19 protein-coding genes are annotated in these 21,838 nt (G+C 69.6%); 8 read left to right on the forward strand and 11 right to left on the reverse strand.

Features of this window, described 5'->3' with window-relative positions; genetic code table 11:
* Positions 1–330: 330 nt before the first annotated feature.
* Both hrpA and ACWCOV_RS31240 read left to right on the forward strand, forming a co-directional pair.
* Positions 331–4,230 (forward strand): ATP-dependent RNA helicase HrpA, encoded by a 3,900-nt coding sequence (gene hrpA, locus ACWCOV_RS31235; protein ID WP_449832919.1) that lies wholly within the window; start codon positions 331–333, stop codon positions 4,228–4,230.
* 34 nt (positions 4,231–4,264) lie between these two features.
* Positions 4,265–5,473 carry an outer membrane protein assembly factor BamB family protein gene (locus ACWCOV_RS31240; RefSeq protein WP_449832920.1) on the forward strand — a complete coding sequence of 403 codons (1,209 nt, stop codon included), beginning with the start codon at positions 4,265–4,267 and terminating at the stop codon, positions 5,471–5,473.
* Here the strand turns inward: ACWCOV_RS31240 and ACWCOV_RS31245 are convergent.
* Genes ACWCOV_RS31245 through ACWCOV_RS31270 form a run of 6 tightly spaced genes read right to left on the reverse strand, consistent with a single transcriptional unit; the run spans position 5,449 to position 12,366 of the window.
* On the reverse strand, positions 5,449–8,268 hold the full coding sequence (locus tag ACWCOV_RS31245) for a BTAD domain-containing putative transcriptional regulator (RefSeq protein ID WP_449832921.1): 2,820 nt from the start codon (positions 8,266–8,268) through the stop codon (positions 5,449–5,451). The genes ACWCOV_RS31240 and ACWCOV_RS31245 overlap by 25 nt on opposite strands.
* Positions 8,269–8,298: 30 nt before the next feature.
* A complete protein-coding gene (locus tag ACWCOV_RS31250) occupies positions 8,299–8,919 on the reverse strand; it encodes a response regulator (RefSeq protein WP_449832922.1) in 621 nt (206 codons plus the stop codon).
* A complete protein-coding gene (locus ACWCOV_RS31255) occupies positions 8,919–10,064 on the reverse strand; it encodes a sensor histidine kinase (RefSeq protein ID WP_449832923.1) in 1,146 nt (381 codons plus the stop codon). The genes ACWCOV_RS31250 and ACWCOV_RS31255 overlap by 1 nt, the downstream gene beginning before the upstream one ends.
* Positions 10,061–10,783 carry an ABC transporter permease gene (locus ACWCOV_RS31260; RefSeq protein WP_449832924.1) on the reverse strand — a complete coding sequence of 241 codons (723 nt, stop codon included), beginning with the start codon at positions 10,781–10,783 and terminating at the stop codon, positions 10,061–10,063. The genes ACWCOV_RS31255 and ACWCOV_RS31260 overlap by 4 nt, the downstream gene beginning before the upstream one ends.
* Positions 10,780–11,496 (reverse strand): ABC transporter ATP-binding protein, encoded by a 717-nt coding sequence (locus ACWCOV_RS31265; protein ID WP_449832925.1) that lies wholly within the window; start codon positions 11,494–11,496, stop codon positions 10,780–10,782. Before ACWCOV_RS31265 ends, ACWCOV_RS31260 begins: the two co-directional genes overlap by 4 nt.
* Before the next feature lie 54 nt (positions 11,497–11,550).
* Positions 11,551–12,366 carry an AraC family transcriptional regulator gene (locus ACWCOV_RS31270; protein WP_449832926.1) on the reverse strand — a complete coding sequence of 272 codons (816 nt, stop codon included), beginning with the start codon at positions 12,364–12,366 and terminating at the stop codon, positions 11,551–11,553.
* Positions 12,367–12,436: 70 nt separating this feature from the next.
* Here ACWCOV_RS31270 and ACWCOV_RS31275 point away from each other — a divergent pair, with 70 nt between their 5' ends.
* Complete coding sequence (locus tag ACWCOV_RS31275; RefSeq protein ID WP_449832927.1) at positions 12,437–13,183, forward strand: phytanoyl-CoA dioxygenase family protein; 747 nt, start codon at positions 12,437–12,439, stop codon at positions 13,181–13,183.
* A 61-nt stretch (positions 13,184–13,244) separates the two neighbouring features.
* On the opposite strand, the gene ACWCOV_RS31280 is transcribed toward ACWCOV_RS31275, so the two are convergent.
* A complete protein-coding gene (locus tag ACWCOV_RS31280) occupies positions 13,245–13,661 on the reverse strand; it encodes a VOC family protein (protein WP_449832928.1) in 417 nt (138 codons plus the stop codon).
* A gap of 179 nt (positions 13,662–13,840) precedes the next feature.
* A complete protein-coding gene (locus ACWCOV_RS31285) occupies positions 13,841–14,473 on the reverse strand; it encodes a CGNR zinc finger domain-containing protein (protein ID WP_449832929.1) in 633 nt (210 codons plus the stop codon).
* Between the two features lie 51 nt (positions 14,474–14,524).
* Between ACWCOV_RS31285 and ACWCOV_RS31290 the strand changes: the two genes are divergently transcribed.
* Positions 14,525–15,736, forward strand: a complete 1,212-nt coding sequence (locus ACWCOV_RS31290) for an MFS transporter (RefSeq protein ID WP_449832930.1) — start codon at positions 14,525–14,527, stop codon at positions 15,734–15,736.
* Positions 15,705–16,469, forward strand: coding sequence for a fructosamine kinase family protein (locus ACWCOV_RS31295; protein WP_449832931.1), 765 nt, complete (start codon positions 15,705–15,707; stop codon positions 16,467–16,469). Before ACWCOV_RS31290 ends, ACWCOV_RS31295 begins: the two co-directional genes overlap by 32 nt.
* Positions 16,470–16,529: 60 nt before the next feature.
* Here ACWCOV_RS31295 and ACWCOV_RS31300 read toward each other — a convergent pair whose 3' ends face one another.
* Positions 16,530–16,805: a protealysin inhibitor emfourin gene (locus ACWCOV_RS31300; protein WP_449832932.1), complete on the reverse strand. Its 276-nt coding sequence runs from the start codon at positions 16,803–16,805 to the stop codon at positions 16,530–16,532.
* A gap of 435 nt (positions 16,806–17,240) precedes the next feature.
* Between ACWCOV_RS31300 and ACWCOV_RS31305 the strand changes: the two genes are divergently transcribed.
* Together ACWCOV_RS31305 and ACWCOV_RS31310 are read left to right on the forward strand one after the other, a co-directional pair.
* Positions 17,241–17,444 (forward strand): cold-shock protein, encoded by a 204-nt coding sequence (locus ACWCOV_RS31305; RefSeq protein WP_360533635.1) that lies wholly within the window; start codon positions 17,241–17,243, stop codon positions 17,442–17,444.
* Positions 17,445–17,541: 97 nt separating this feature from the next.
* Positions 17,542–18,030 (forward strand): DUF6328 family protein, encoded by a 489-nt coding sequence (locus ACWCOV_RS31310; RefSeq protein ID WP_449832933.1) that lies wholly within the window; start codon positions 17,542–17,544, stop codon positions 18,028–18,030.
* On the opposite strand, the gene ACWCOV_RS31315 is transcribed toward ACWCOV_RS31310, so the two are convergent.
* Complete coding sequence (locus ACWCOV_RS31315; protein WP_449832934.1) at positions 18,011–18,865, reverse strand: LLM class flavin-dependent oxidoreductase; 855 nt, start codon at positions 18,863–18,865, stop codon at positions 18,011–18,013. The two genes, ACWCOV_RS31310 and ACWCOV_RS31315, sit on opposite strands and share 20 nt — an antisense overlap.
* Before the next feature lie 130 nt (positions 18,866–18,995).
* Here ACWCOV_RS31315 and ACWCOV_RS31320 point away from each other — a divergent pair, with 130 nt between their 5' ends.
* The gene (locus ACWCOV_RS31320; protein WP_449832935.1) at positions 18,996–20,768 is read left to right on the forward strand and encodes a BCCT family transporter; all 1,773 of its coding nucleotides are present in this window, start codon (positions 18,996–18,998) and stop codon (positions 20,766–20,768) included.
* A gap of 79 nt (positions 20,769–20,847) precedes the next feature.
* Here ACWCOV_RS31320 and ACWCOV_RS31325 read toward each other — a convergent pair whose 3' ends face one another.
* Positions 20,848–21,828, reverse strand: coding sequence for an SMP-30/gluconolactonase/LRE family protein (locus ACWCOV_RS31325; protein WP_449832936.1), 981 nt, complete (start codon positions 21,826–21,828; stop codon positions 20,848–20,850).
* Between the last annotated feature and the right edge of the window lie 10 nt (positions 21,829–21,838).

Here is a 21,838-nt window from a genome sequence, read left to right on the forward strand (position 1 = left end):
TCGCGGATGGACTTGACGAGGTCTTCGTCGACACGGAGCGGGCTGATGACCAGGCTCGGCGCCCGCCGGGGGCCCGACCGGCAGCGCTCCTCGACCACTCCGCCCGCCGAAGGCGGCGTCAGCACCGGCGGCTCCGCCGAGTCCGTGGGGGCGAGTGACTCCTCCGCAGCCTCTCGCGGGACGGCCGAGGGCGGCCGCCGCCGCAGCTCCAACGGCCGACGTTCCCCCGCCGCAGGCGGCGCCGGCACTGGCCGCCCCGCCGCAGGCGGCGCCGGCGCTCGCCGCTCCGCCGTACCCGCCGAAGGCGGGGTGACGCCTAGCCTCACCGACGTGGTGGCGAGGTTGGAGGACGTTACCGCGTACGACCGGGAGCAGTTGGGGCGGCGGTTGGAGCGGGTTCGGCGGACCAGCGAGCCGCGGAAGCGGGAGCAGGAGCTGCTGGGCATGCTCGGGGCGGTCGAGCAGGCCGAGCGGCGGGTGGAGGTACGGCGGGGCGCCGTCCCGGAGATCTCGTATCCGGAAGAGCTGCCGGTCAGCCAGCTGAAGGACGAGATCGCGGACGCGATCCGGGCGCACCAGGTCGTGGTGATCGCGGGTGAGACCGGGTCCGGGAAGACCACCCAGATCCCGAAGATCTGTCTCGAGCTCGGCCGCGGGGTGCACGGCATGATCGGCCACACGCAGCCGCGACGGCTCGCGGCGCGGACGGTCGCGGAGCGGATCGCCGAGGAGCTCGGCTCCGAGCTGGGCGAGACGATCGGCTTCGCGGTCCGGTTCACCGACAAGGTGAGCGAGCGCTCGCTGGTGAAGCTGATGACCGACGGCATCCTGCTCAACGAGCTGCAGCGCGACCGCGACCTGACCCGGTACGACACCCTCATCATCGACGAGGCGCACGAGCGCAGCCTGAACATCGACTTCATCCTCGGCTACCTCAAGCAGCTGCTCCCCCGCCGCCCCGACCTCAAGGTGATCATCACCTCGGCCACGATCGACCCCGAGCGGTTCGCCGAGCACTTCGCGGACAGCCAGGGCAATCCGGCGCCGATCGTCGAGGTCTCCGGCCGGACGTACCCGGTCGAGGTCCGCTACCGGCCGATCAACGACCCGGACGACCCGAGCACGATCGAGCGCGACCAGACGCAGGCGATCCTGGACGCCGTCGACGAGCTCGAGTACGAGGCGTCCGGCGACGTACTGGTGTTCCTCAGCGGCGAGCGTGAGATCCGCGACACCGCGGACGCCCTCAACGACAAGTACGCCGCGCAACGCGGCCGACCCGGCGCCGTCGAGGTGCTCCCGCTCTACGCGCGACTGTCCAACGCCGAGCAGCACCGCGTCTTCCAGCCGCACTCCGGTCGCCGGATCGTGCTCGCGACCAACGTGGCCGAGACGTCGCTGACCGTCCCCGGCATCAAGTACGTCATCGATCCCGGTACGGCGCGAATCTCGCGGTACAGCCATCGCACCAAGGTCCAGCACCTGCCGATCGAGCCGGTCTCGCAGGCGAGCGCCAACCAGCGCAAGGGCCGCTGCGGCCGGACCAGCGACGGCATCTGCATCCGGCTGTACTCGGAGGAGCACTTCGAGGGCCGGCCCGAGTTCACCGACCCGGAGATCCTGCGCACCAACCTTGCCTCGGTCATCCTGCAGATGACGGCGATCGGCCTCGGCGACATCGCCGCGTTTCCGTTCATCGACGAGCCGGACAAGCGCAGCATTACCGACGGCCTGCAGCTGCTGACCGAGCTCGGCGCGATCGAGAAGGCCGGCCGCCTGACCCCGGTCGGCCGCCAGCTCGCCCAGATCCCGCTCGACCCGCGGCTGGCCCGGATGATCGTCGAGGCGGACAAGCACGCGTGCGTGCGCGAGGTGATGGTGATCGCGGCCGCGCTGTCGATCCAGGACCCGCGCGAACGCCCGACCGACGCCGAGGCCCAGGCGCAGCAGGCGCACGCCCGGTTCCGCGACCCGAACAGCGACTTCCTCGGCTACCTGAACCTCTGGAACTACCTGAAGAAGCAGCAGAAGGAGCTGTCCGGCAACCAGTTCCGCCGGATGTGCCGCAGCGAGTACCTGAACTACCTCCGGGTCCGCGAGTGGCAGGACATCTTCGCGCAGCTGCGCCAGGTCGCGTCGCAGATCGGCGTCACCCTGAACAGCGGTGCGCCGGCCGATCCGCAGAGCGTGCACGTCTCGCTGATGTCCGGCCTGCTGTCCCACCTGGGCATGAAGGACCCGTCGAACCAGCACCAGTACCTCGGCGCCCGCGGCACCAAGTTCGCGATCTTCCCCGGCTCCGGCTTGTTCAAGAAGCCGCCGCAGTTCGTGATGGCCGCCGAGCTGGTCGAGACGTCCCGGTTGTGGGCGCGGGTCAACGCCAAGATCGAGCCCGAGTGGGCCGAGGACCTGGCCCAGCACCTGATCAAGCGCTCGTACTCCGAACCGCACTGGGAGCGCAAAGCCGGCGCGGTGATGGCCTACGAGAAGGTCACCCTGTACGGCGTGCCGATCGTGGCCCGGCGCAAGGTGAACTACGGCAAGGTCGACCCGGAGGTGTCGCGCGAGCTGTTCATCCGGCACGCGCTGGTCGAGGGCGACTGGGACACCCACCACAAGTTCTTCCACGAGAACCGCAAGCTGATCGAAGAGGTCGAGGAGCTCGAGGAACGGACTCGCCGGCGCGACCTGCTGGTCGACGACGAGACGCTGTTCGCCTTCTACGACGAACGGATCGGCAGTGAGGTGGTCACCGGGAGGCACTTCGACACCTGGTGGAAGAAGGCCCGGCAGCGCGACGCCGACCTGCTCGACTTCGAGCGGTCGCTGGTGGTCCGGGAGGGCGCCGAGGTCAAGGAGGACGAGTTCCCGCTGACCTGGACGCGGAACGGGATGACCTTCGACCTGACCTACGCCTTCGAGCCGGGCACCGACGCGGACGGCGTGACCGTACACATCCCGCTGCTGGTGCTGAATCAGGTCACCGCCGACGGGTTCGAGTGGAGCGTGCCCGGGTTCCGCGAGGAGCTGGTCACCACCCTGATCAAGTCGTTGCCGAAGGCGATCCGGAAGAACATCGTGCCGGCCCCGGACCACGCCCGGCAGGTCCTCCCCCGGCTCGACCCGGCGTCCGGCCCGCTGACCGACGCGCTCGCCCGCGAGCTGCGGAACCTCCGCGACGTGGTCATCGACCCGGCCGACTGGGACTGGAGCCGGGTGCCCGAGCACCTGCGGATGACGTTCCGGGTGGTCGACGACCACGGCAAGACCGTGGCCGAGGGCAAGGATCTGGCCCAGCTGAAGGAACGGCTGAAGCCGAAGACCAAGGCCGCGATCTCGAAGGTCGCGTCGAAGGCGGTCAGCGGGCTGGAGCGGTCCGGCCTGACCGACTGGACCTTCGGCGACCTGCCGCGCAGCTTCTCCGAGCACCGCAACGGACTCACGGTCGCCGGCTACCCGGCGCTGGTCGACGAGGGCAAGACGGTCGCGATCCGGCTGCAGGAGACCGAACGCGACCAGGCCGCCGCGATGTGGAACGGCACCCGCCGGCTCCTGCTGCTGACGATGCCGTCGGTGATCGACGTCGTCCAGCGGAACCTGACCAACCAGCAGAAGATGACGCTGATGGCCGGTCCGCACCGCAACGTCGGAGAGCTGCTGGACGACGCGATCTCCGCGGCCGTCGACCAGCTGATGGCAGCGGCGAACGGCCCGGCGTGGAACCTGACCGCGTTCTCCATCCTGCGCGACGCCGTACGGTCGGACCTTGCGGACACTGTGCTGACGATCCTCAAGCAGGTCGAGCAGGTGCTGTCGCATGCGCGAGCCGTGGACAAGCTGATCTCGCGGGCATCGAGCCCGGCCCTGATCGCGGCGTTGTCCGACGTTCGCGGCCAGCTGGAGGGGCTGGTGCACCCCGGGTTCATCACCGAGACCGGGGCGAAGCGGCTGCCGGACCTGGTCCGCTACCTGCGTGGGATGGAGCAGCGGCTGGACAAGATCGGCGCCAACGCGATGCGGGACCGTTCGGGGATGGCGATCATCCAAACGCTCGATGACGAGTACCGCGCCCGGCTGAACGCCGTACCGACCGGCAAGTACCCGAGCCCTGAGCTCCTCGAGGTCCGCTGGATGCTCGAGGAGCTCCGCATCAGCCTCTTCGCCCAGACCCTCGGCACGCCGTATCCCGTCTCGGAGAAGCGCATCCGGAAGGCACTCGCCGCGGCTTGATCGATCGTTGATGCCTGACAGGCATGGTCGGGGTATGACTGGACGATTGGTGAGGGTGCGGGCGGTGTGTGCGCTCGCTGCGCTTGTGATGACGCCGCTGGTTGCTTCGGCGCCGGCGAGCGCCGTGGCGGTCGGTGACTGGACCCAGTTCCGCAACGGGCCGGCGCATCAGGGCGTCAATCCGGCCGAGACAGCGCTGTCGGTGTCGACCGTCAGCGGGTTGCGGCAACAGTGGGTGACGAAGATCGGGGGCAGTGTCTGGTCCTCGCCTGCAACGGCGGACGGCCGGCTGTACGTCGGCGGGCTCGACGGCCGGCTGCACGCGCTCGACGCGGCGACGGGCCAGACGCTGTGGGCGAAGCCGGACAGCGCGCTGACCGGCGACTGGACGTTCACCTCGCCGGCCGTCGGCGACGGCGTGGTGTACCTGGGGATCAACCGGCCGGCGGCCGAGATCTGGGCGTTCGACGCGGTGACCGGGGCGACCCGGTGGCGGACCGGCGCCTCGGTCAGCAACATCAACGGGTCCCCCACGCTCGCCGGATCGGTGCTGTACGCCGCGACGACCGAGGACCAGGTGCTGGCGCTCGACGCCGCCACCGGCGCCCGGATCTGGGACGCGGAACCCAACGGGGGACGCGGATCCGGCTTCTACTCGTCGCCGACCGTTGCTGAAGGCAAGGTATTCGCCGCGTCCCTGAACCAGCGGCTGTACGCCCTCGACGCCGCGACCGGCGCGGTGCTGTGGTCATTCCCGACCGGCGGCCACAACTCGTCGACGCCGGCCGTGGTCGACGGGACCGTGTACTTCGGTTCCCGGGACGGTCATGTGTACGCCGTCGACGCGGCGACCGGTGTGCAGCGGTGGAAGACGCAGTACGGCACGAACATCCTCGCGTCGTTCCAGTCCTCCCCGGCAGTGGCCAACGGGACGGTCTACATCGGCACGAACAACGACCGGCGAGTGCTCGCGCTCGACGCGGCGACCGGTGCAATCCGGTGGAGCTTCCGCACCGGTGGCGTGGTGATGTCCTCTCCGGCGGTCGCGAACGGCGTCGTGTACGTCGGCTCGGACGACCGCGCCGTCTACGCACTGCGCGCAACGAACGGACAACGGCTGTGGTCTGCTCGGCTGTCCGGTGCCGTCGACTCCGGCCCGGTCGTCGCGCAGGGCAAGGTCTACGCCGGGACGTACGGCGACAACGGTGGCGGCAACGTCTACTCGTTCGCGCTCAGGCGCTGACCGTTGCCACGCGGTCCGGGCTGCTGCAGCGCCTCGCTGAGCAACCGTAGGCACTGCGCAGCGCCGCGCCGGTCGTCGGTGCGTTCGCAGATCGCCAGCGCGGACCGCAGACATTCCAGCGCTCGGTCGACGTGACCCAGGTCGCGGTGGGCCATGCCGAGGTGGGTCAGGCAGTGCGCCTGACCCGCCTCGTCGGCCAGGTCGCGGAACATCGCCAACCCCCGTGTGAATCCGGCGAGTGCCTCGCCTGGCGAGCCGGCGGCCTCATACACCTCGCCGACGTTCGTCCACGCCGCAGCACGGCCGCGGCGGTTGCCGAGCTCGGCGAAGATCGCTCCCGACTCCGCCAGGCAGCGGAGTGCTTCGTCGTACCGGCCGAGTCGTCCCAGCACCGGACCGAGGTTGTTCAGGTAGATGCCCTTGCTGTGCGGGTCACCTGCAAGGGACAAGGCCTGGGTCAGAGAGTCACCGGCTTGGTCGTAGCGTCTGAGGCTGTCGTAGACGGTGCCGAGGCCGTTCAGGCACGACGCGCGGTCTACTGGCTCGGTGAACAACCGGAGCGCCGCCCGAAGGTGGTCCACAGCCTGGTCGTACTCCCCCTGCAGCTCGTAAGCCGCGCCCAGATCCCGATGCGCGAAGCCCTCGGCATAAGAGTCCTGCGTACGGCGTGCCACCGCCAGCGCAGTCTGGTTGAGCCGGATCCAGTCCGCCCGATGACCCCTGATGTGGAAGAACGCAAACAGCCCACGCGCCAACTGCAACGGGATGTCGTCCGGTACGCCGTCGGTCGCCGCCGCCTGTTCGACCGTCGCCAGCAGATTCGACCGCTCGGTCTCGAACCAGTCCAACGCAGCCCGTACGTCGCCGAACGCCGTACCGCCCGCTGCCCACTCCCCTGCCGTCCGCAGCCGCGGATCACCCGGGCGCAGCATGGCGTACCCGTTCCACACGGTCGCGACCTGCCAGCGCATGGCTCTGGTCAGGACAGCGCCGAGGTCGTGCTCCGCGGCGACCTCACGGGCCAGCAACCGCAGCAACTCGTGCAGCCGATAGCGACCGGGCGCTGGGCTCTCCAGCAACTGCGCGTCGACCAGAAGTTCCAGCACTGGCGTCGGATCAGCTGAGCCGAGCAAGCGTTCCGCAAACGGCGGACTGAGGTCGGCTGCATCGGGCAAACCCAGCAACCCAAACGCTGCCGCAGCCTCCCGTTCTGCCGCCGACCCGTCGGCCAGCAACCGATGACTCAGCTGGAGCGACGCACGGACGTCGAGGTCACCCGCCCGTAGCTCGTCCAGGCGACTGCGGGTGTCCGCGAGCCGATCGGTCAGCGTCCGGACCGGCCAGGCAGGACGTGCTGCCAGTCGAGCACCGGCGATCCGCACTGCCAACGGCAGTCCTCCGCACAACGCAACCAGCTTCCGCGCGGCCGCTGGGTCAGCCGCGATCCGATCAGGCCCAGCCAGCTCCCCCAGCAGCGTCAGCGACTCACTGGCAGCCAGCGGACGAAGATGCAGGTGCCGTGCACCGTCCAGCGTCGCCAGCACCCGCCGACTGGTCAGCAGTACGGCGCAGCCCGGCCCAGCAGGCAGCAACGGCCGCACCTGCGCCGCGGCCGCCGCGTTGTCCACTACGACGAGCACCCGCCGCGTCGCCGTCTCCGCCCGGAACCGACCGGCCGCCTCGTCCAAGTCGTACCGCCCGGCATCAGGTACGTCGAGCGCACGCAAGAACCGCCCGAGCACCCCGATCGGCGTGCCGTCCGAGGACAGGTCGGCGTACAACTGCCCGTCCGGGAAGCTCGCCGCGACGAGATGCGCGGCGTGAACGGCCAAGGCGGACTTACCGATCCCCGCCACCCCGTCGACCGCCCCGATGGCCGCGTCGCCTTTCAGCAGGCCGGTCAGGTCAGCCAGCTCGGTACGGCGGCCAGTGAAAGCGGCCACGTCGGCCGGCAGCTGGCGCGGGACCACAGTCCGCCGGGCCAGCGACAAGTGGTCGGGTAGATCGAGCACAGGGTCGGCGGCGAGCATCTGTTCGTGGAGGTCCCGGACGGCGCGGCCGGGCTCGGTGCCGAGTTCGTTGGCCAGCCGGTCGCGGAGGCGGCGGTAGGCCGCGAGCGCATCGGCCTGCCGACCGGACCGGTACAGCGCGAGCATCCACTGCTGCCACAGGCGTTCTCGGAGTGGGTTGTCTGCTACGAGTGCGCGTAGCTCGGTAGTGAGCTCGGTGTGCTGACCGAGGGCGAGCCGGGCTTCGACCAGAGTCTCGCTGGCGGCCAGTCGTCGTTCCTCTGCCACGACCAGTCGCCCGTCGGGGTCGGCGTCGACGGGCACATCCTCGAGTGGGCGGCCGCGCCAGAGTGCCAGGCCTGTGCTCAGCTGCTGGGTGGCGGTCAGCGGGTCGCCATCGCGCAGTGCCTGCTCGCCGTGGCGGGTCAGCTCCTCGAAGGCCAGCAGGTCGAGGTCGGCGGCGGTCACGTCCATCCGGTAACCGGCAGCGTCAGTCACCAGTCGCGGCCGGGCTTCAGCTAGGCCTGGCCCGGTGCTGAGCTGGAGGTCGCGGCGCAGGGTCGACACGTAGGTGCGAAGCGCTCCGATCGCGGTCGGCGGCGGCCGCTCGGGCCAGACCGTCTCGACCAAGCGGCCCGCGGTCAGTGGTCGGTTGGCGCTCACGAGCAGAACCGCGAGGACGGCACGCAGCTTCGGCGAGCCCAGCCTCACCGGCTCGCCGCGGCCGTCGCGAATCTCCAGCGGTCCGAGCACCTTGAACCGCACCTGGGCCCCTCCCGTCGTCACCCTGACCAACGGATCACCCCGGCCCACGGTTCAACGCTGCAGCAGACCCGCCTTGTAGGCACTGGCCACCGCGGCCGCGCGGTCCTTCACCTCGAGCTTGGCGTAGATGTGAATCAGGTGAGTCTTGACCGTCGCCTCGGTGATGAACAGCCGGCCGGCGACGTCCCGGTTGGTCGCGCCGGCCGCGATCAGGCTCAGCACCTCGAGCTCGCGCGGACTGAGAGTCGCGCGTGGCTCAGGTCGCCTCGTCAGCACCTCCGCGACTGCGGGCGACAGCACGCTCTCGCCGCGGGCGGCCGCTTGGACCGCCTTCCTGAGCTCGGCTCTGGGTGTGTCCTTCAGCAGATACCCGGTCGCGCCTCGCTCGATGGCGGGCAGTACGTCGGCATCGTCGCCGAACGTCGTCAGGACCAGGATCCTGACCGCCGGCTGCTGCTCGCGGAGCCGGCGGATGACCTCGGCGCCGGGCAGGTTCGGCATCCGGAGATCGAGCAGCACGACATCCGGCTCGGTCCGGCGCGCGAGCGCCAGCGCCTCGGGCCCGTCACCCGCCTCCCCGACGACCTCGAAGGCGTCGTCGGCGGCGAACATCCCGCGCAGGCCGTCGCGGACGATCGGGTGGTCGTCGACGATGATCAGCCGGATCGGCATCAGTCCTCCGGGGCGGGGATCGCGGGAACGGTGGCGGAGATGCCGGTGCCTTCGCCGGGAGTGCTCTCGACCTCGAACGACCCCGCCAGCCGGGTCACCCGCTGCCGCATCCCGATCAGCCCGAAGCCGGCCGCCGTACCGCTCGACGTGAAGCCTCTGCCGTCGTCGCGGATGTCGAGGGCGACCACGTCCTCCATGTAGGAGAGCGTGACGCCGACCCGGGTCGCGTTCGCGTGCTTGGCGATGTTGGTCAGGGCTTCCTGCGCCACGCGCAGCAACGTGTGCTCGACCTCCGGGTGCAGGGCTCTCGGGTCACCGGTCGTCGACAGAACCGCGGGCACTCCTGACCCGTCCACAGCGCTTTGGAGTGCGGCGGTGAGGTCACCTTGCTGGAGCTCGGCCGGGCGCAGCGCGTGAATCGCTCGGCGAGCCTCGTTGAGGCTGTCTCGCGCGAGGCCTCGGATGGTGTCGAGGCGAGCGGTCGGCTCGCCCTCGTCTTCCGCCGCTTCCACCTGGGTGAGGATGCCGGTCAGGCCCTGGGCAATCGTGTCGTGGATCTCCCGGGCCATCCGCTGCCGCTCGGCGAGTACACCGGCCTCGCGTGCACTCGACAACAGCTGGGACTGCAGTACCGCGTTCTCCTCGGCCAGCTCCTGCAGCCGGTTGACGAGTTGCCGGCGCTCCTCGCTCTGCCGGGAGATCGCGTTGAAGAGCATCCCGGTGGCCGAGGCGATCAGCAGGGCGACGAGGAACGACGCCAGCAGTTCGCGCAGGCCGTCGTCGCCGCGAGGCCGGGCCAGCACCAGTACGGCGGACGTTGCGGCGACACCGACGTACGCCTGCCAGCCGGGGAGCAGCGTGAAGACCTGGACGAACAAGCCGACGCCGGTGACGGAGAACAACGAGTCCTGGTGGACGAGAGCGGCAAGGAGGACGAGTGTGCCGGTCAAGTAGAGCACCGCGAGCCCGGTGCTGGTCTCGGATCGGCGGTAGAGGCCTGCCGTCCAGGCGATGCCCAGCATGGTCAGGAGCAGGACGATCGGGCGCCAGTCGTCGATCAGCGCGAAGGTCGCGGGCAGCAGCAGGAACAGGTACGGCAGCGCCGGCAACACCCGCTCCCAGCGCTCGATCGGGGCGGTGCTCACGCGCGGAAGACCTTCGCCGCGGTGGCGGTGGCGAGGACGGAGATGATCGCCATGACCGCAAGGGTAGTGGCGGACAGGTCTCCTCCGGACCAGGCCGCGCGGATCGTGGAGACCACCGGCGCCATCGGCGTCAGGTCGCCGATCGTCCGCATCGCACCGGACGTCAGCTCGCGCGGAACCATCGCGCCGGACACGAACACCATCGGGAAGAACACGCTCAGCCCGACCAGCGTCGCGCTCCGGCTGTTCGGCACCAGCGCGCCGATCAGCATCCCGATCGCGCCAAGGCTCGTCGCACCCAGGATCCAGGCCAGCACGACCTCGGCCACGTTGGCCGGCGCGGCCAGGTCGAAGCCGATCTCCCCGGTCGCCACGATGACCGCCGTACCGAGCAAGGCCAGCAGGAGATGCGCGGCCCACTGCGCGCCGAGCAGCATGCCGGGCGAAGCCGGGGTGGCCAGCAAACGCTTCAGGATGCGGCGTTCCCGGTACTGCGCGAGAGTCCCGGGCAGCACGACCAGGGCCGCCAGGCCGATCACGAAGACGGTGAGCATCGGCACGTTCGCGTCGACCTCGCGGACCCCGCCGGGCAGGTCGTCGCCGCTGCGCATCTTGACCCAGAGCAGGACGACGGGGAACGCCAGCGCGAAGAACGCCGACATCGGGTCGCGGACGATCAGCTTCAGCTCGATCGCGACGACGTTCAGGAGGCCGGTCATGACAGGTCCTTTCCGGTGAGCGCGAGGTAGGCGCTGTCGAGTGAGTCGGTGCGTGCCTGGCGGACGAGTCCGGCGGGGCTGCCGGTCGCGATGATCCGGCCGTTGTCGACGATCGACACCCGGTCACACAGCGCCTCGGCCTCGTCCATGAAGTGCGTGACCAGCACGACGGTCAGCCCGCGGTCCCGCAGCTTCCTGATCAGCCCCCACGTCGTACGGCGGGCCGCCGGGTCGAGACCTGTGGTCAGTTCGTCGAGGAAGACCACCTCGGGTCCGCCGACCAGGGCCAGCGCGATGAACAGCCGCTGCTTCCAGCCCCCGGACAGGCTCCCGAACCGGGCCCGGCGGCGCTCGGTCAGCCCCCAGTCGTCCATCAGCGCGCGCCAGTCGACGGGGTCGTCGTACAGCGAGGCGTAGAGCCGGAAGGCCTCGTCCACCTTGAGCGCGTCCGGCAGCGCGGACTCCTGAAGTTGTACGCCGATCCGCTGCTGGAGCGCCCGGCGGTCGGTCTGCGGGTCCATCCCGAGCACCCGGAGGACGCCGCTGTCACGGTGCCGGAGGCCGGACGCGCACTCGACGAGGGTGGTCTTGCCGGCGCCGTTGGTGCCCGCGATGCCGAAGATCTCGCCACGGTCCACGGTCAGCGAGATGCCGTCGACCGCCGTCCTCGACTTGTAGGTCTTGCGGAGGTTCTCGATCTCGATCACTGTCATGCCTCGAGAATCCCGGCCGGCCCCGCTGTCCCACATCAACCGATCGGTCGATGGCTACGGGACGAAGGCTCGCTGGGAGCGGCGGCGGAACTCCCGCGGCGCGAGCCGGTGCGCGGCCGCGAAACAGCGGCTGAAGTACGACTGGCTCGCGAAACCACACCGCTCGGCGATCACCGCGACCGGCTCATTTGTTGCTGCCAGCAACGACGCCGCGTGCTCGAGGCGGAGGTCGGTCACGAAGTCCGTCGGGGTCACGCCGTACGCCGCCCGCATCGAGCGCGAGAGGTGCGCGGCGCTCACGCCCGCGAGCTCCAGCAGCCGAGGCACACCGCCCCGGAGATTGTCCTCGGCGCGCATCGCCGTACAGGCCCTGGCCAGCCAGTCCGGTGTCCCCGGGCGAGTCGACGGGTCGTGCGGCGAGACCAGGGTGAGCAGGTCGATCCAGAACCGCATCAGGTCGTACGGGCTGGGGTTGTCCTGGAAGCGTTCGAGGGCGCCCTCGAACACCGCGATGGCGGCGGGCGCATGAACAGCCAGGTGCGCACGGCCTGGATCGGTCCGGGTCAGGGCGAGGAATCCTTGCCAGGCCGAGCTCGGAAACGCCACGTTGATGAACTCCAGACCGCTCGGCGCCGAGCCGCGGACGGCATGCCGATCGTTCGGCCGGACCAGAACGACGTCACCGGCGCGGAGCCGCTCGACGCCGGTCGTCAGCAGGTGCTCGCCGGCACCCGAGACCACGCCCATGAACTCGTGGAAGTCCGCGTGGGTGTGCAACTCGGTGTCGCGGGCCCGCGCCGGGATCCGCACCCGGGCCGCGTGGTACGGCCGGCCGAACGCGTGCGACTCGAACCGCAGCACCTGGTCCACATCAACACGCTACAAGTTCTCGTCAGCTCGCTGCTAGTACGCCACTGGCCGGCGACCGCAGCATTGGGGCATGTACGAGACCGAGGGCTATGTCATCTTTCGTGACGTCATCGACCAGGAACTGATCAAGGAAGTGAACGACCATGTCGAGTGGCTGCAGGCTCGGCATCCCGACGTACGGCCCGAGCAGCTCGGGCACGTCTACCTGCGCGACGACCCGTTCTGGGTCCGGCTGGTGAGTGACGAGCGGCTGCTCGACATCGCGTCGGAGTTCGTCGGGCCGGACCTCGCGTTGTTCGCGTCGCACTACATCTCCAAGCCGCCGTACTCCGGCCAGCCGGTGCTGTGGCACCAGGACGCGGCGTTCTGGCCGCTGGATCCGATGCAGGTGGTGACGCTGTGGCTGGCCGTCGACCACTCGACGCCGGAGAACGGCTGCGTGCGCATCATCCCCGGCAGCCACCGGTCCGAGGTGGCCGGGATGCGGGACAACACCGAGGTCGAAAGCGTGCTGGGCAAGGAGATCGCGGTCGAGGTGGACGAGTCGGCGGCCGTCGACATGGTGCTCGCGCCCGGTGACGTCGAGGTGCACCACCCGAACATCGTGCACGGCAGCAACGCGAACACCTCGCCGATCCGGCGATGCGGGCTGACCATCCGCTACATCCCGACCTCGACCCGGATCACCGACCCCGAGACGCCGTACCCGAGTGCGTTCCACCTGCGCGGCGAGCCGGGCGTCAACAGCTACCAGCCACGACCGCGGTACGTCGAGGGCCGCCACTTCCCGTTCACCGGCAGCAGCGAGTGGGTCTGAGACAGCAGAAGCCCGCCCCGGCCGGGTGGCCGGGACGGGCTCTCGATCCAGGCAGCTGTTCCTACTCCAGGCAGATTCGGAACGGGTGGCCCGCGGGGTCGGCGTAGATACGCCAGCCGCGGGCGTTCTCGGCGGGTGGTGGGTCCAGGGGGTCGAGCGGCTCGGCCCCCAGCGCGGTCACGCTGGCATGACCGCTGGAGAGGTCCTCGACGATGAGGTCGAGATGGAGATCCTGCGCGTCGGTGCCGGGCCAGGTCGCCGGCACGAACTCCTCCGAGCGCCGGAAGGCCAGCGTCGAGAACCCGAACGACGAGCCGGGGCCGGTCAGGCTCCGCCAGTCGTCGTCACCGTTCTCATCGATCTCCAGCCCCAGCAGCGCCGAGTAGAACTGGGCGAGCTCGAGTGGGTCCGGGCAGTCCAGCACCACCGAGCCGAGCCGCCCGGCAGTACTGCCCGGCTGCTCTGCCACCTGCGTCATCTGTCCTCCAGCTTCTTTCTTCAACTGCCCGCCCCTGTCCGGGGCAGGACCGGCCAGGCCCGTCGTGGTCGGAAGGCCCGGCCGCCTACGATGACAGGTCGGACGGACACTTCGCATCTTTCGACACGCCTACTTGACGGGTCACGCGATTGCGGACGGTGAGCGTACCGCCTAACCGGTCATACGGTGGAAGCAGATCGGCGCTTCTCGCTGAGCTTGCGGATCTTGGCCCTGGTCCCGCAGTCCTGCATCGAGCACCAGCGGCGTGACCCGTTCCGGCTGCGGTCGAGGAAGAGGAAACCGCAGCCGCCCTCGTCGACCGGACAGGCCCGCAGTTGCCGCAGGTCGACGGTCCGCAGCAGCTCGACCGCGGCGGTGACCAACCGGTCCGGGATCATCGACGCCGGCGACGTGCCGACCATCAGCTCGGCCACGGCACCACCCGGCACGAGCACCGAGCGCGCCGCGGCCGCCGACCAGCGCAGCGTCAAAAGCTCAAGCGCAGCAGCGAATTCGGCGTCTGTGCCGCTCCTGCTCAGCACCGCATAGACGGCCTCCCGGATCTCGACCGTCGCATGCAACGCCTGCTCGGCCATACCTGGCGCACTGCCCCACGCGGAGCCGACAGCATCCGCCTCAGCCTCGGTGAGCAGCTTGGTACGGCGACTCCACGCCAGCAGGTCGCCCGGCACTGGAATGTAGTCGCGCTCGTCGTCCGCACCGCCCACGACTCGCGGTGCGACCGTATTCACCAACTCGAGGGCGGGATGCCCTCCGACGATCCGGAGTTCGTCATTGCGGTCCTCTGCCATACATGACATGCTACCACTATCACCCCTTTTACTGGAATCACAGGTGACGTCATGGTCAACACGTCCCGCCGAACCCAGGCCGTGCTCGCCGTTCTCGGCGCCGGCACCTTCTCCTACGTGACGATCGAGATCCTGCCGATCGGCCTGCTGACGGTGATCGCGGACGACCTGGGACGGTCCCGCTCCGACGTCGGCCTGCTGGTCACCGGGTACGCCGTGCTCGTCGCGCTGGCCGCCATCCCGCTGGCCCGGCTCACCCTCGGGCTCCCCCGCCGGCCCGTCCTGGGCACCACGCTCGGCCTGATGGCCGTCGGCGCGGCCGTCTCCGCAGCGGCGCCGACGTACGAGGTCCTGCTGGTCGGACGGCTGCTGACGGCGCTGTCGCACGCGCTGTTCTGGTCGATCATCTTCCCGATCGCGACCGGATTGTTCCCGCCCGCACTCCGCGGCCGGGTGGTCGCCAGGCTGTCGATCGGCTCCGCACTCGCCCCGGTCGTCGGCATCCCGCTGGGCACGTGGCTCGGTGAGCAGGCGGGCTGGCGGCTGCCGTTCGCCCTGATGGCTGTCGTCGCGGCAGCGACGGGTCTGACCGTCCTGGCCCTCCTGCCTCGCGGCAGCGCACAAGGGACGGAAAGCCGCCGCGGGAGTGCTGGTGGCACGCGCCGCTACGCCGTGCTCGTGGCCAGCACGGCGGTCGGGGTGGCGGGCTTCCTGACGTTCAACACCTACGTCACGCCGTTCCTGCTGGACGTCGGTGACTTCACTACCGGTGCGCTCGCTCCGATCCTGCTGGCCTGCGGACTGGGCGGCCTCGCCGGGACCCTGCTCATCGGCCGGCTCATCGAGCACGACCCGTGGGTAGCGGTCGCCCTGCCGCTGGCCCTGGTCGGCGCGTCGCTGCTCGGCCTCTACGCGGTCGGCCACGAGCAGGGGCCCGCGGTGGTGCTCTACGCACTCGTCGGGATGGCCTTCAGCATGCTGGCGGTCGGCATCCTGAGCCGGACGCTGCTGGTGGCGCCGGGAAGCTTGGACCTCGCGTCGGCGGGGACCAACGTGGCGTTCAACGTCGGGATCGCGGCCGGCGGACTGATCGGCGGGCTGCTGCTCGACCACACCGGCGTCCGCAGCGTGGCGCTGGTCGGCGGCCTGCTGGCGATCGTCGCGCTGACGGCGCTGACGGCGGACGAGCCGGTGCTGGCCCGCGGGCGCCGGTTGATGCAAGAGTGCGAGGATGGCTGTCGAGTTCGTGAAGAGGCGGCATGACGCTCCACCGGGGTTCTTCGAGGTCGAGGCGGCCGGCCTGCGCTGGCTCGCCGTACCCGGAGGGGCGCCGGTTGCGGAGCCAGTGGACGTCTCCCCCAGTCACCTGAGCACTGTCCGGCTCGAGCTCGCCCCGTCGAGCGGCGCCGCGGCCGACGAGTTCGGCCGGCGGCTGGCTGTGACGCACGACGCCGGCGCTCGGCACTTCGGCGTACCACCGGACGGCTGGGAGACCGACGGCTACATCGGCACGATCGGGCTGCCGCACACCCTGGAGCCGGTGAAGTCGTGGGGCGAGTTCTACGCGAACCTGCGACTGCGGCCGTACCTGCGGTCGGCGTACAACCAGGGCACGATCGACGGGCACCAACTGCAGGTGTTCGAGCAGGTCTGCATCCGGCTGGAAGCCGGGACGTACGACGACCCGACCGAGGGGCCGAGCCGGATCCACGGTGACCTGTGGTCGGGCAACGTCGTCTGGTGCACCGACGGCGTCCACCTGATCGATCCGGCGGCACACGGCGGCCACCGGGAGACCGACCTGGCCATGCTGGGCCTTTTCGGGCTTCCACAGCTCGAGCGAGTGCTTCGCGCGTACGACGAAGTGCATCCGCTCGCGGACGGCTGGCGGGACCGGGTCGGACTGCACCGGCTGCACCCGCTGCTGACGCACGTGGTGCTGTTCGGCGGGAGCTACGTCCCGCAGGCGATCGCCATGGCCCACAAATATGGCTGAGACCCTTGCAAGATCTTGACCCGGTGAGTGAGCAAGCGAACACTTCCGGTCATGACGCGACTAGTCCTCGAGCACCCGTTCGAGCAGCCAGGCGGTCGTCTGGTCGAGGTCCTGCTCGGCGACGGTGAGGTGCGTGGCGGGCGAGCCCGGCGCGTCACGCACCTCGACCCGGTACACGAACCGGTCCGGCTGGGGCATGCCCGAACCGAGCCGGGCCTGGTCCAGCGCCCGTACGGCGGCCTCCAGCCGGGCCGCGTCGGGCTGGAACATGGTGTCGAGCTCACCGTGGGCCATCAGGCCGGCGAAGCCTCCGCTGCGGGTCACTGTGACGATCAACCGTGCCTCCTTCGGGCTCACCATTGCGGTCCGCGCAACGATTGTCCAGAGGCGCGCGACACGCCCGAAAAATCGATCAGGTTCGCGCGTCCATCACCCGGCGTACCGGGCGCAGTCCCACGTTGGAACGGTTCGGCCGCCGATCGCGGCGGCGAACGAGCAGGTCGGCGCGGGATTTCGTGGTCCCGGCGGGCCGTTCCGGGCCTGTTCCGGGGTGTTCACGGAACGTGGCGACCGGCGACTATTAGCGACACGTGTTCTCGGTCACCCCTACCACCCGGCCGGATAACGGCTACAGTTATCGCGTTGCAGTTTTGGACTCCCTGACTTTTGCTGTGCTGCATGGCCGGTCTGTCGTCTGGGGCCTTTCGGCGACGCGTGGCCCATGAGGTGTGGGTCGCGGATTGTTACAAGCCATCGAGGAGATAGACACAAATGGCTGTCGGTACTGTCAAGTGGTTCAACGCTGACAAGGGCTTCGGCTTCATCACCCCGGATGACGGTGGCGCGGACGTGTTCGCGCACTACTCGGCCATCCAGATGTCGGGCTTCCGTTCGCTGGACGAGAACCAGCGGGTCGAGTTCGAGATCACCCAGGGCCAGAAGGGCCTGCAGGCGGAGAACATCCGCCCGATCTGATCCGTTCAGATCACCCTTCGAGAAACTGAAGTGAAGGGACCGCACACCCACCGGTGTGCGGTCCCTTTACCGTTTCCCGGCGGGTACCGTCAATGACATGACCGACAGTGAGGCTCGGTACGACCGCGACGGTGAGCACAAGACCGAGCGGCTCGACCGGCACTGGAACGAACTGCTGCAGGAGCTCCGGCTGGCCCAGACCGGCACCCAGATCCTGTTCGCCTTCCTGCTGAGCATCGCCTTCCAGGCGAAGTTCCAGGAGGCCGACACGTTCACCCACGACGTGTACGCCGGCACCTTGATCGCCTCCGCGCTGGCCGTCGGGCTGTTCCTCGCGCCAGTCTCCTTCCACCGCGTCGTCTACAGGCAGAAGCTCCGCGACCGGATGCTGCCGATCGCCGGTCACATGGCCTCGGCCGGACTGGTCTTCCTCGTCATCGCGATGGCCGGCGGCGTGCTGCTGGCGCTGGACGTCGTACTCTCCCGCTCGGTCGCGATCGTCGTCACCGCGATCGTTCTGGCCTGGTTCACCCTGTTCTGGTACGTCATCCCCGCCTGGGTCCGCGCTAACGCCAACGGGGAATGACCTCACCCGCCACCCTCTCCAGTACGTCGACGGACCCGGCGTACACGCCGTCCGCGCGTGGCCAGTGGGTGATGACGTCGGTGAAGCCGAGGTCGGCGGCGCGGCCGACGACGTCCTCGAAGGCGTCGACGCTGCTCAGGGAGAAGCGGGCCGAGTCGAGGGCGAGGTAGCGGTCGAAGGGCTTGCCTTCGAGTACGTCGTCCATCCGGTGGCTGAGGTCGACCACCGTCCCGAACCAGCTGTCGAAGTCGGCTGACTTCACGCCGGTCGTCACCCAGCCGGCGCCGTACCTGGTCGCGAGTCGCAGCGACCGGGGGCCGTTCGCCGCCATGATGAACGGCACCCGCGGCTGCTGGACGCATCCGGGCAACGTCCGGCCGTTGCGCGTCTCGAAGTACTCGCCCTTGAAGTCGACGCCGTCGGTCGTCAGCAGCTTGTCCAGCAGTACGACCCACTCCTCGAAGCGGTCCACCTTCTGCCGGGGGCTGAGGTCGGGCCCACCCTGGATCGTGGTGTCGATCCCGCCGCCCGACCCGACTCCGCACAGGAACCGGCCGTTCGAGACGTCGTCCAGCGCCAGGATGTCGCGGGTCAGCGCGAGCGGGTGCCGGAAGTTCGGCGAGGTCACGAACGTGCCCAGCTTGATCGTCGAGGTGACGAGAGCGGCCGCGGTCAGTGTCGGCGTCGTCCCGTACCACGGCGCGTCCTGCAGGCCGCTCCAGGTCAGATGGTCGTACGTCCACGCGTGGTCGAACCCGAGCTCTTCCGCCCGCCGCCACCGCGGCGCCGCCTCGCTCCACCGGTACTCCGGCAGGATCGTGATCCCGAATCGCATGAGCGCACCCTAGCCACAGTGTGGCCGAAACCACGATTGTTGCGTTTTGCCACGAACTTCGGCACGGTCTTGAGGCAGTCCCCCTACCAAAAGGAAACGGAGGCGCGCCGAAGCGAGGCGTGATTCACCTGTGGCGATCGATGTCGACAGCCCGGCAGAGAACACGAACCCCGACCATGCCCAACACCCTGCGATCGCAGCACCCCCGCCGCCCGGCAGCCGAAGTCGCGGCTCCGGCCTCGACCGCGTCGTCTTCGGCGTCACCGCGGTCATCGCCCTGGCCTTCGTCGCCTGGGGCTTCGCCGACGCCGCCGGCCTCGGTACGGCGTCCACCTCGGCCCTGACCTGGGTCGAGACCAACACCGGCTGGCTGTTCGTCCTGCTGGCCTCCGCCTTCGTCGTCTACGTGCTCTGGCTGGCGGCCGGCCGGTACGGGAAGATCCCGCTCGGGCGCGACGACGAGGAGCCCGAGTTCAAGACCGTGTCCTGGGTGGCGATGATGTTCAGCGCCGGCATGGGCATCGGCCTGATGTTCTACGGCGTCAGCGAGCCGCTGACCCACTTCACCAGCCCGCCGCCGGGAACCGTCGAGGCCGGCTCGTCCGCCGCGCTGGAGACGGCGATGGCGACCACGCTGTTCCACTGGACCCTGCACCCGTGGGCGATCTACGCCGTCGTCGGGATAGCCATTGCCTACGGCACCTTCCGGCGTGGGCGCTCGCAGCTGATCAGCTCCGCGTTCGCGCCGCTGCTCGGCCGCCGTACCGAGGGACCGATCGGCAAGGTGATCGACAGCCTCGCGATCTTCGCGACGCTGTTCGGCTCGGCCGCGTCACTCGGTCTGGGCGCCCTGCAGATCGGCTCCGGCGTGCAGATCCTGGGCTGGCTGGACAAGACCGGCAACGCGTTGCTGGTCGGCGTCATCGCCGTACTGACCGCGGCGTTCGTCGCGTCCGCGGTGTCCGGCGTCGCGAAGGGCATCCAGTGGCTGTCCAACATCAACATGGTGCTGGCCGTCGTGCTGGCGTTCTTCGTGTTCGTCGCCGGCCCGACCGTGCTGATCCTCAACCTGGTCCCGACCGCGATCGGCGACTACTTCCGCGACCTGGCCGAGATGGCGGCCCGGACCGAGGCCAGCGGCGGCGACGCGATGTCCAAGTGGCTGTCCGGGTGGACGGTCTTCTACTGGGCCTGGTGGATCTCCTGGACGCCGTTCGTCGGGATGTTCATCGCGCGGATCAGCCGCGGGCGCACCATCCGGCAGTTCGTCACCGGCGTGCTGCTGGTGCCGTCGCTGGTCAGCCTGGTCTGGTTCTGCATCTTCGGCGGTACGGCGATCGACCTGCAGCGCAACGGGGTCGACGTCGCCGGTCAGTCCACCACCGAGGGACAGTTGTTCGGGGTGCTCGACCACATTCCGCTGACCGCGGTGACGACGATCGTGGTCGTGCTGCTGGTGGCGATCTTCTTCGTCTCCGGAGCGGACGCCGCGTCCATCGTGATGGGCACGTTGTCCGAACGCGGCGCGATCGAACCCCGCAAGCCGGTCGTCATCTTCTGGGGCGTGCTCACCGGCGCCGTGGCGGCGGTGATGCTGCTGGTCGGCGGTGGTGGGTCCGAGGCGCTCCAAGGACTGCAGAACCTGACGATCGTGGCCGCGTTGCCGTTCGCTTTGGTCATGGTCGGGCTCGCGGTCGCGCTGGCCAAGGACCTGCGCACGGATCCGTTGATGCTGCGGCACGCGATCGGCTCGGAGGCGGTCGAGGCAGCAGTCATCGAAGGCGTCAGCAACCACGGCGACGACTTCACGCTGGTCGTCACCGGCAACGGCCACGACACCGCCGGCACCGATGTCCCGGAGTCACCGCAACCCCGGGACGAGGTCCCACCTCCCAAACCCTGACCTCGGCGGCACCGCGCCGGCCAGCGACGACCGTCCCCCGACGGCCTGGCCGGCGCGCGTGCGTCGGAGCGGGACGGGTTCAGCGGGTGGGGGTGGGGAAGGTCGCCAGGGAGTTGGTGCCGATGCTGCCCAGCCAGACGTGACCGTCGCGTTCGCGGACTCCGGTGGGCATGTGGAAGTTCGGGTGGTGGCCGCGGAGGTCGTGCACCAGCGTGCCGTTGTCGTCGTACGCCTGGATCTCGATGATGTCGGCCGCCTTCGGCTTCAGCGCCTCGGGCAGGTTCCACACCACGGTCCGCAGGAACGGCTGCTTCGGCAGCAGGAAGTCCAGCAGCGCGTTCCGCGGTGAGCCGATCGTCACCCAGATCAGCCCGTCAGACCCGCGCGCGATGTTGTCCGGCAACCCCGGGATCGCGGCGACCAGCTCCGGCTCCGCGCCCTCGGTCGCGAGGTCGAGCTTGTAGAGCCCGTACGTCGCGGTCTCGGCCCAGAAGAGCGTACGGCGGTCGCCGCTCAGCGCCACGCCGTTCGGGAAGGCCCGGCCCGTGGTCAGCCGTGTCAGCTCGCCGTCCGGGGTCAGGCGGTACACGCTCCCGGTCGTCGAGTGCTCGAGCAGGTCCGCCATCCACTCGTCGATGCCGAACCGCGTCGAGGAGTCGGTGAAGTAGATCGTCCCGTCCGGGGTGATGTCCGCGTTGTTGCAGAACCGCATCGGCCGGCCGTCGACCTCGGACAGCAGCGTCGCGATCCGGCCGTCCTTGTCGAGCGTCAGCAGCCCACGGTTGGCGTCACAGACCAGCACCTTCCCGTCTGGCATCCACTCCAGCCCGAGCGGCCGCCCGCCGGTGTCGGCAAGCGTCGTGATCGTCTTCCCGTCCGCGCTGACCCGCAGGATGCGACCGTCGTACAGCCCGGTGAGCACACTGCCGTCGTCGTCGATCAGCGTGTCCTCCGGCCCGTCCCCCGGCAACGCGACCGTCTGCACCTCGATCCGCGTCGGCTCACGCTTCGGCGGCGCAGCAGGCGGAGTCCAACGCACAGGCGAAATCGACGACTTCATGCGCCGACAT

The sequence above is a fragment of the Kribbella sp. NPDC002412 genome, from assembly GCF_053592935.1.

What these genes read in the sequence shown, in the direction of transcription:
- ACWCOV_RS31325 (WP_449832936.1), bottom strand. Translation starts at nt 21,828, where the DNA reads ATGAAGTCGTCGATTTCGCCTGTGCGTTGGACTCCGCCTGCTGCGCCG.
- ACWCOV_RS31240 (WP_449832920.1), top strand. Translation starts at nt 4,265, where the DNA reads ATGACTGGACGATTGGTGAGGGTGCGGGCGGTGTGTGCGCTCGCTGCG.
- ACWCOV_RS31260 (WP_449832924.1), bottom strand. Translation starts at nt 10,783, where the DNA reads ATGACCGGCCTCCTGAACGTCGTCGCGATCGAGCTGAAGCTGATCGTC.
- ACWCOV_RS31305 (WP_360533635.1), top strand. Translation starts at nt 17,241, where the DNA reads ATGGCTGTCGGTACTGTCAAGTGGTTCAACGCTGACAAGGGCTTCGGC.
- ACWCOV_RS31285 (WP_449832929.1), bottom strand. Translation starts at nt 14,473, where the DNA reads ATGGCAGAGGACCGCAATGACGAACTCCGGATCGTCGGAGGGCATCCC.
- ACWCOV_RS31310 (WP_449832933.1), top strand. Translation starts at nt 17,542, where the DNA reads ATGACCGACAGTGAGGCTCGGTACGACCGCGACGGTGAGCACAAGACC.
- ACWCOV_RS31280 (WP_449832928.1), bottom strand. Translation starts at nt 13,661, where the DNA reads ATGACGCAGGTGGCAGAGCAGCCGGGCAGTACTGCCGGGCGGCTCGGC.
- ACWCOV_RS31275 (WP_449832927.1), top strand. Translation starts at nt 12,437, where the DNA reads ATGTACGAGACCGAGGGCTATGTCATCTTTCGTGACGTCATCGACCAG.
- ACWCOV_RS31315 (WP_449832934.1), bottom strand. Translation starts at nt 18,865, where the DNA reads ATGCGATTCGGGATCACGATCCTGCCGGAGTACCGGTGGAGCGAGGCG.
- ACWCOV_RS31250 (WP_449832922.1), bottom strand. Translation starts at nt 8,919, where the DNA reads ATGCCGATCCGGCTGATCATCGTCGACGACCACCCGATCGTCCGCGAC.
- ACWCOV_RS31290 (WP_449832930.1), top strand. Translation starts at nt 14,525, where the DNA reads ATGGTCAACACGTCCCGCCGAACCCAGGCCGTGCTCGCCGTTCTCGGC.
- ACWCOV_RS31295 (WP_449832931.1), top strand. Translation starts at nt 15,705, where the DNA reads ATGGCTGTCGAGTTCGTGAAGAGGCGGCATGACGCTCCACCGGGGTTC.
- ACWCOV_RS31265 (WP_449832925.1), bottom strand. Translation starts at nt 11,496, where the DNA reads ATGACAGTGATCGAGATCGAGAACCTCCGCAAGACCTACAAGTCGAGG.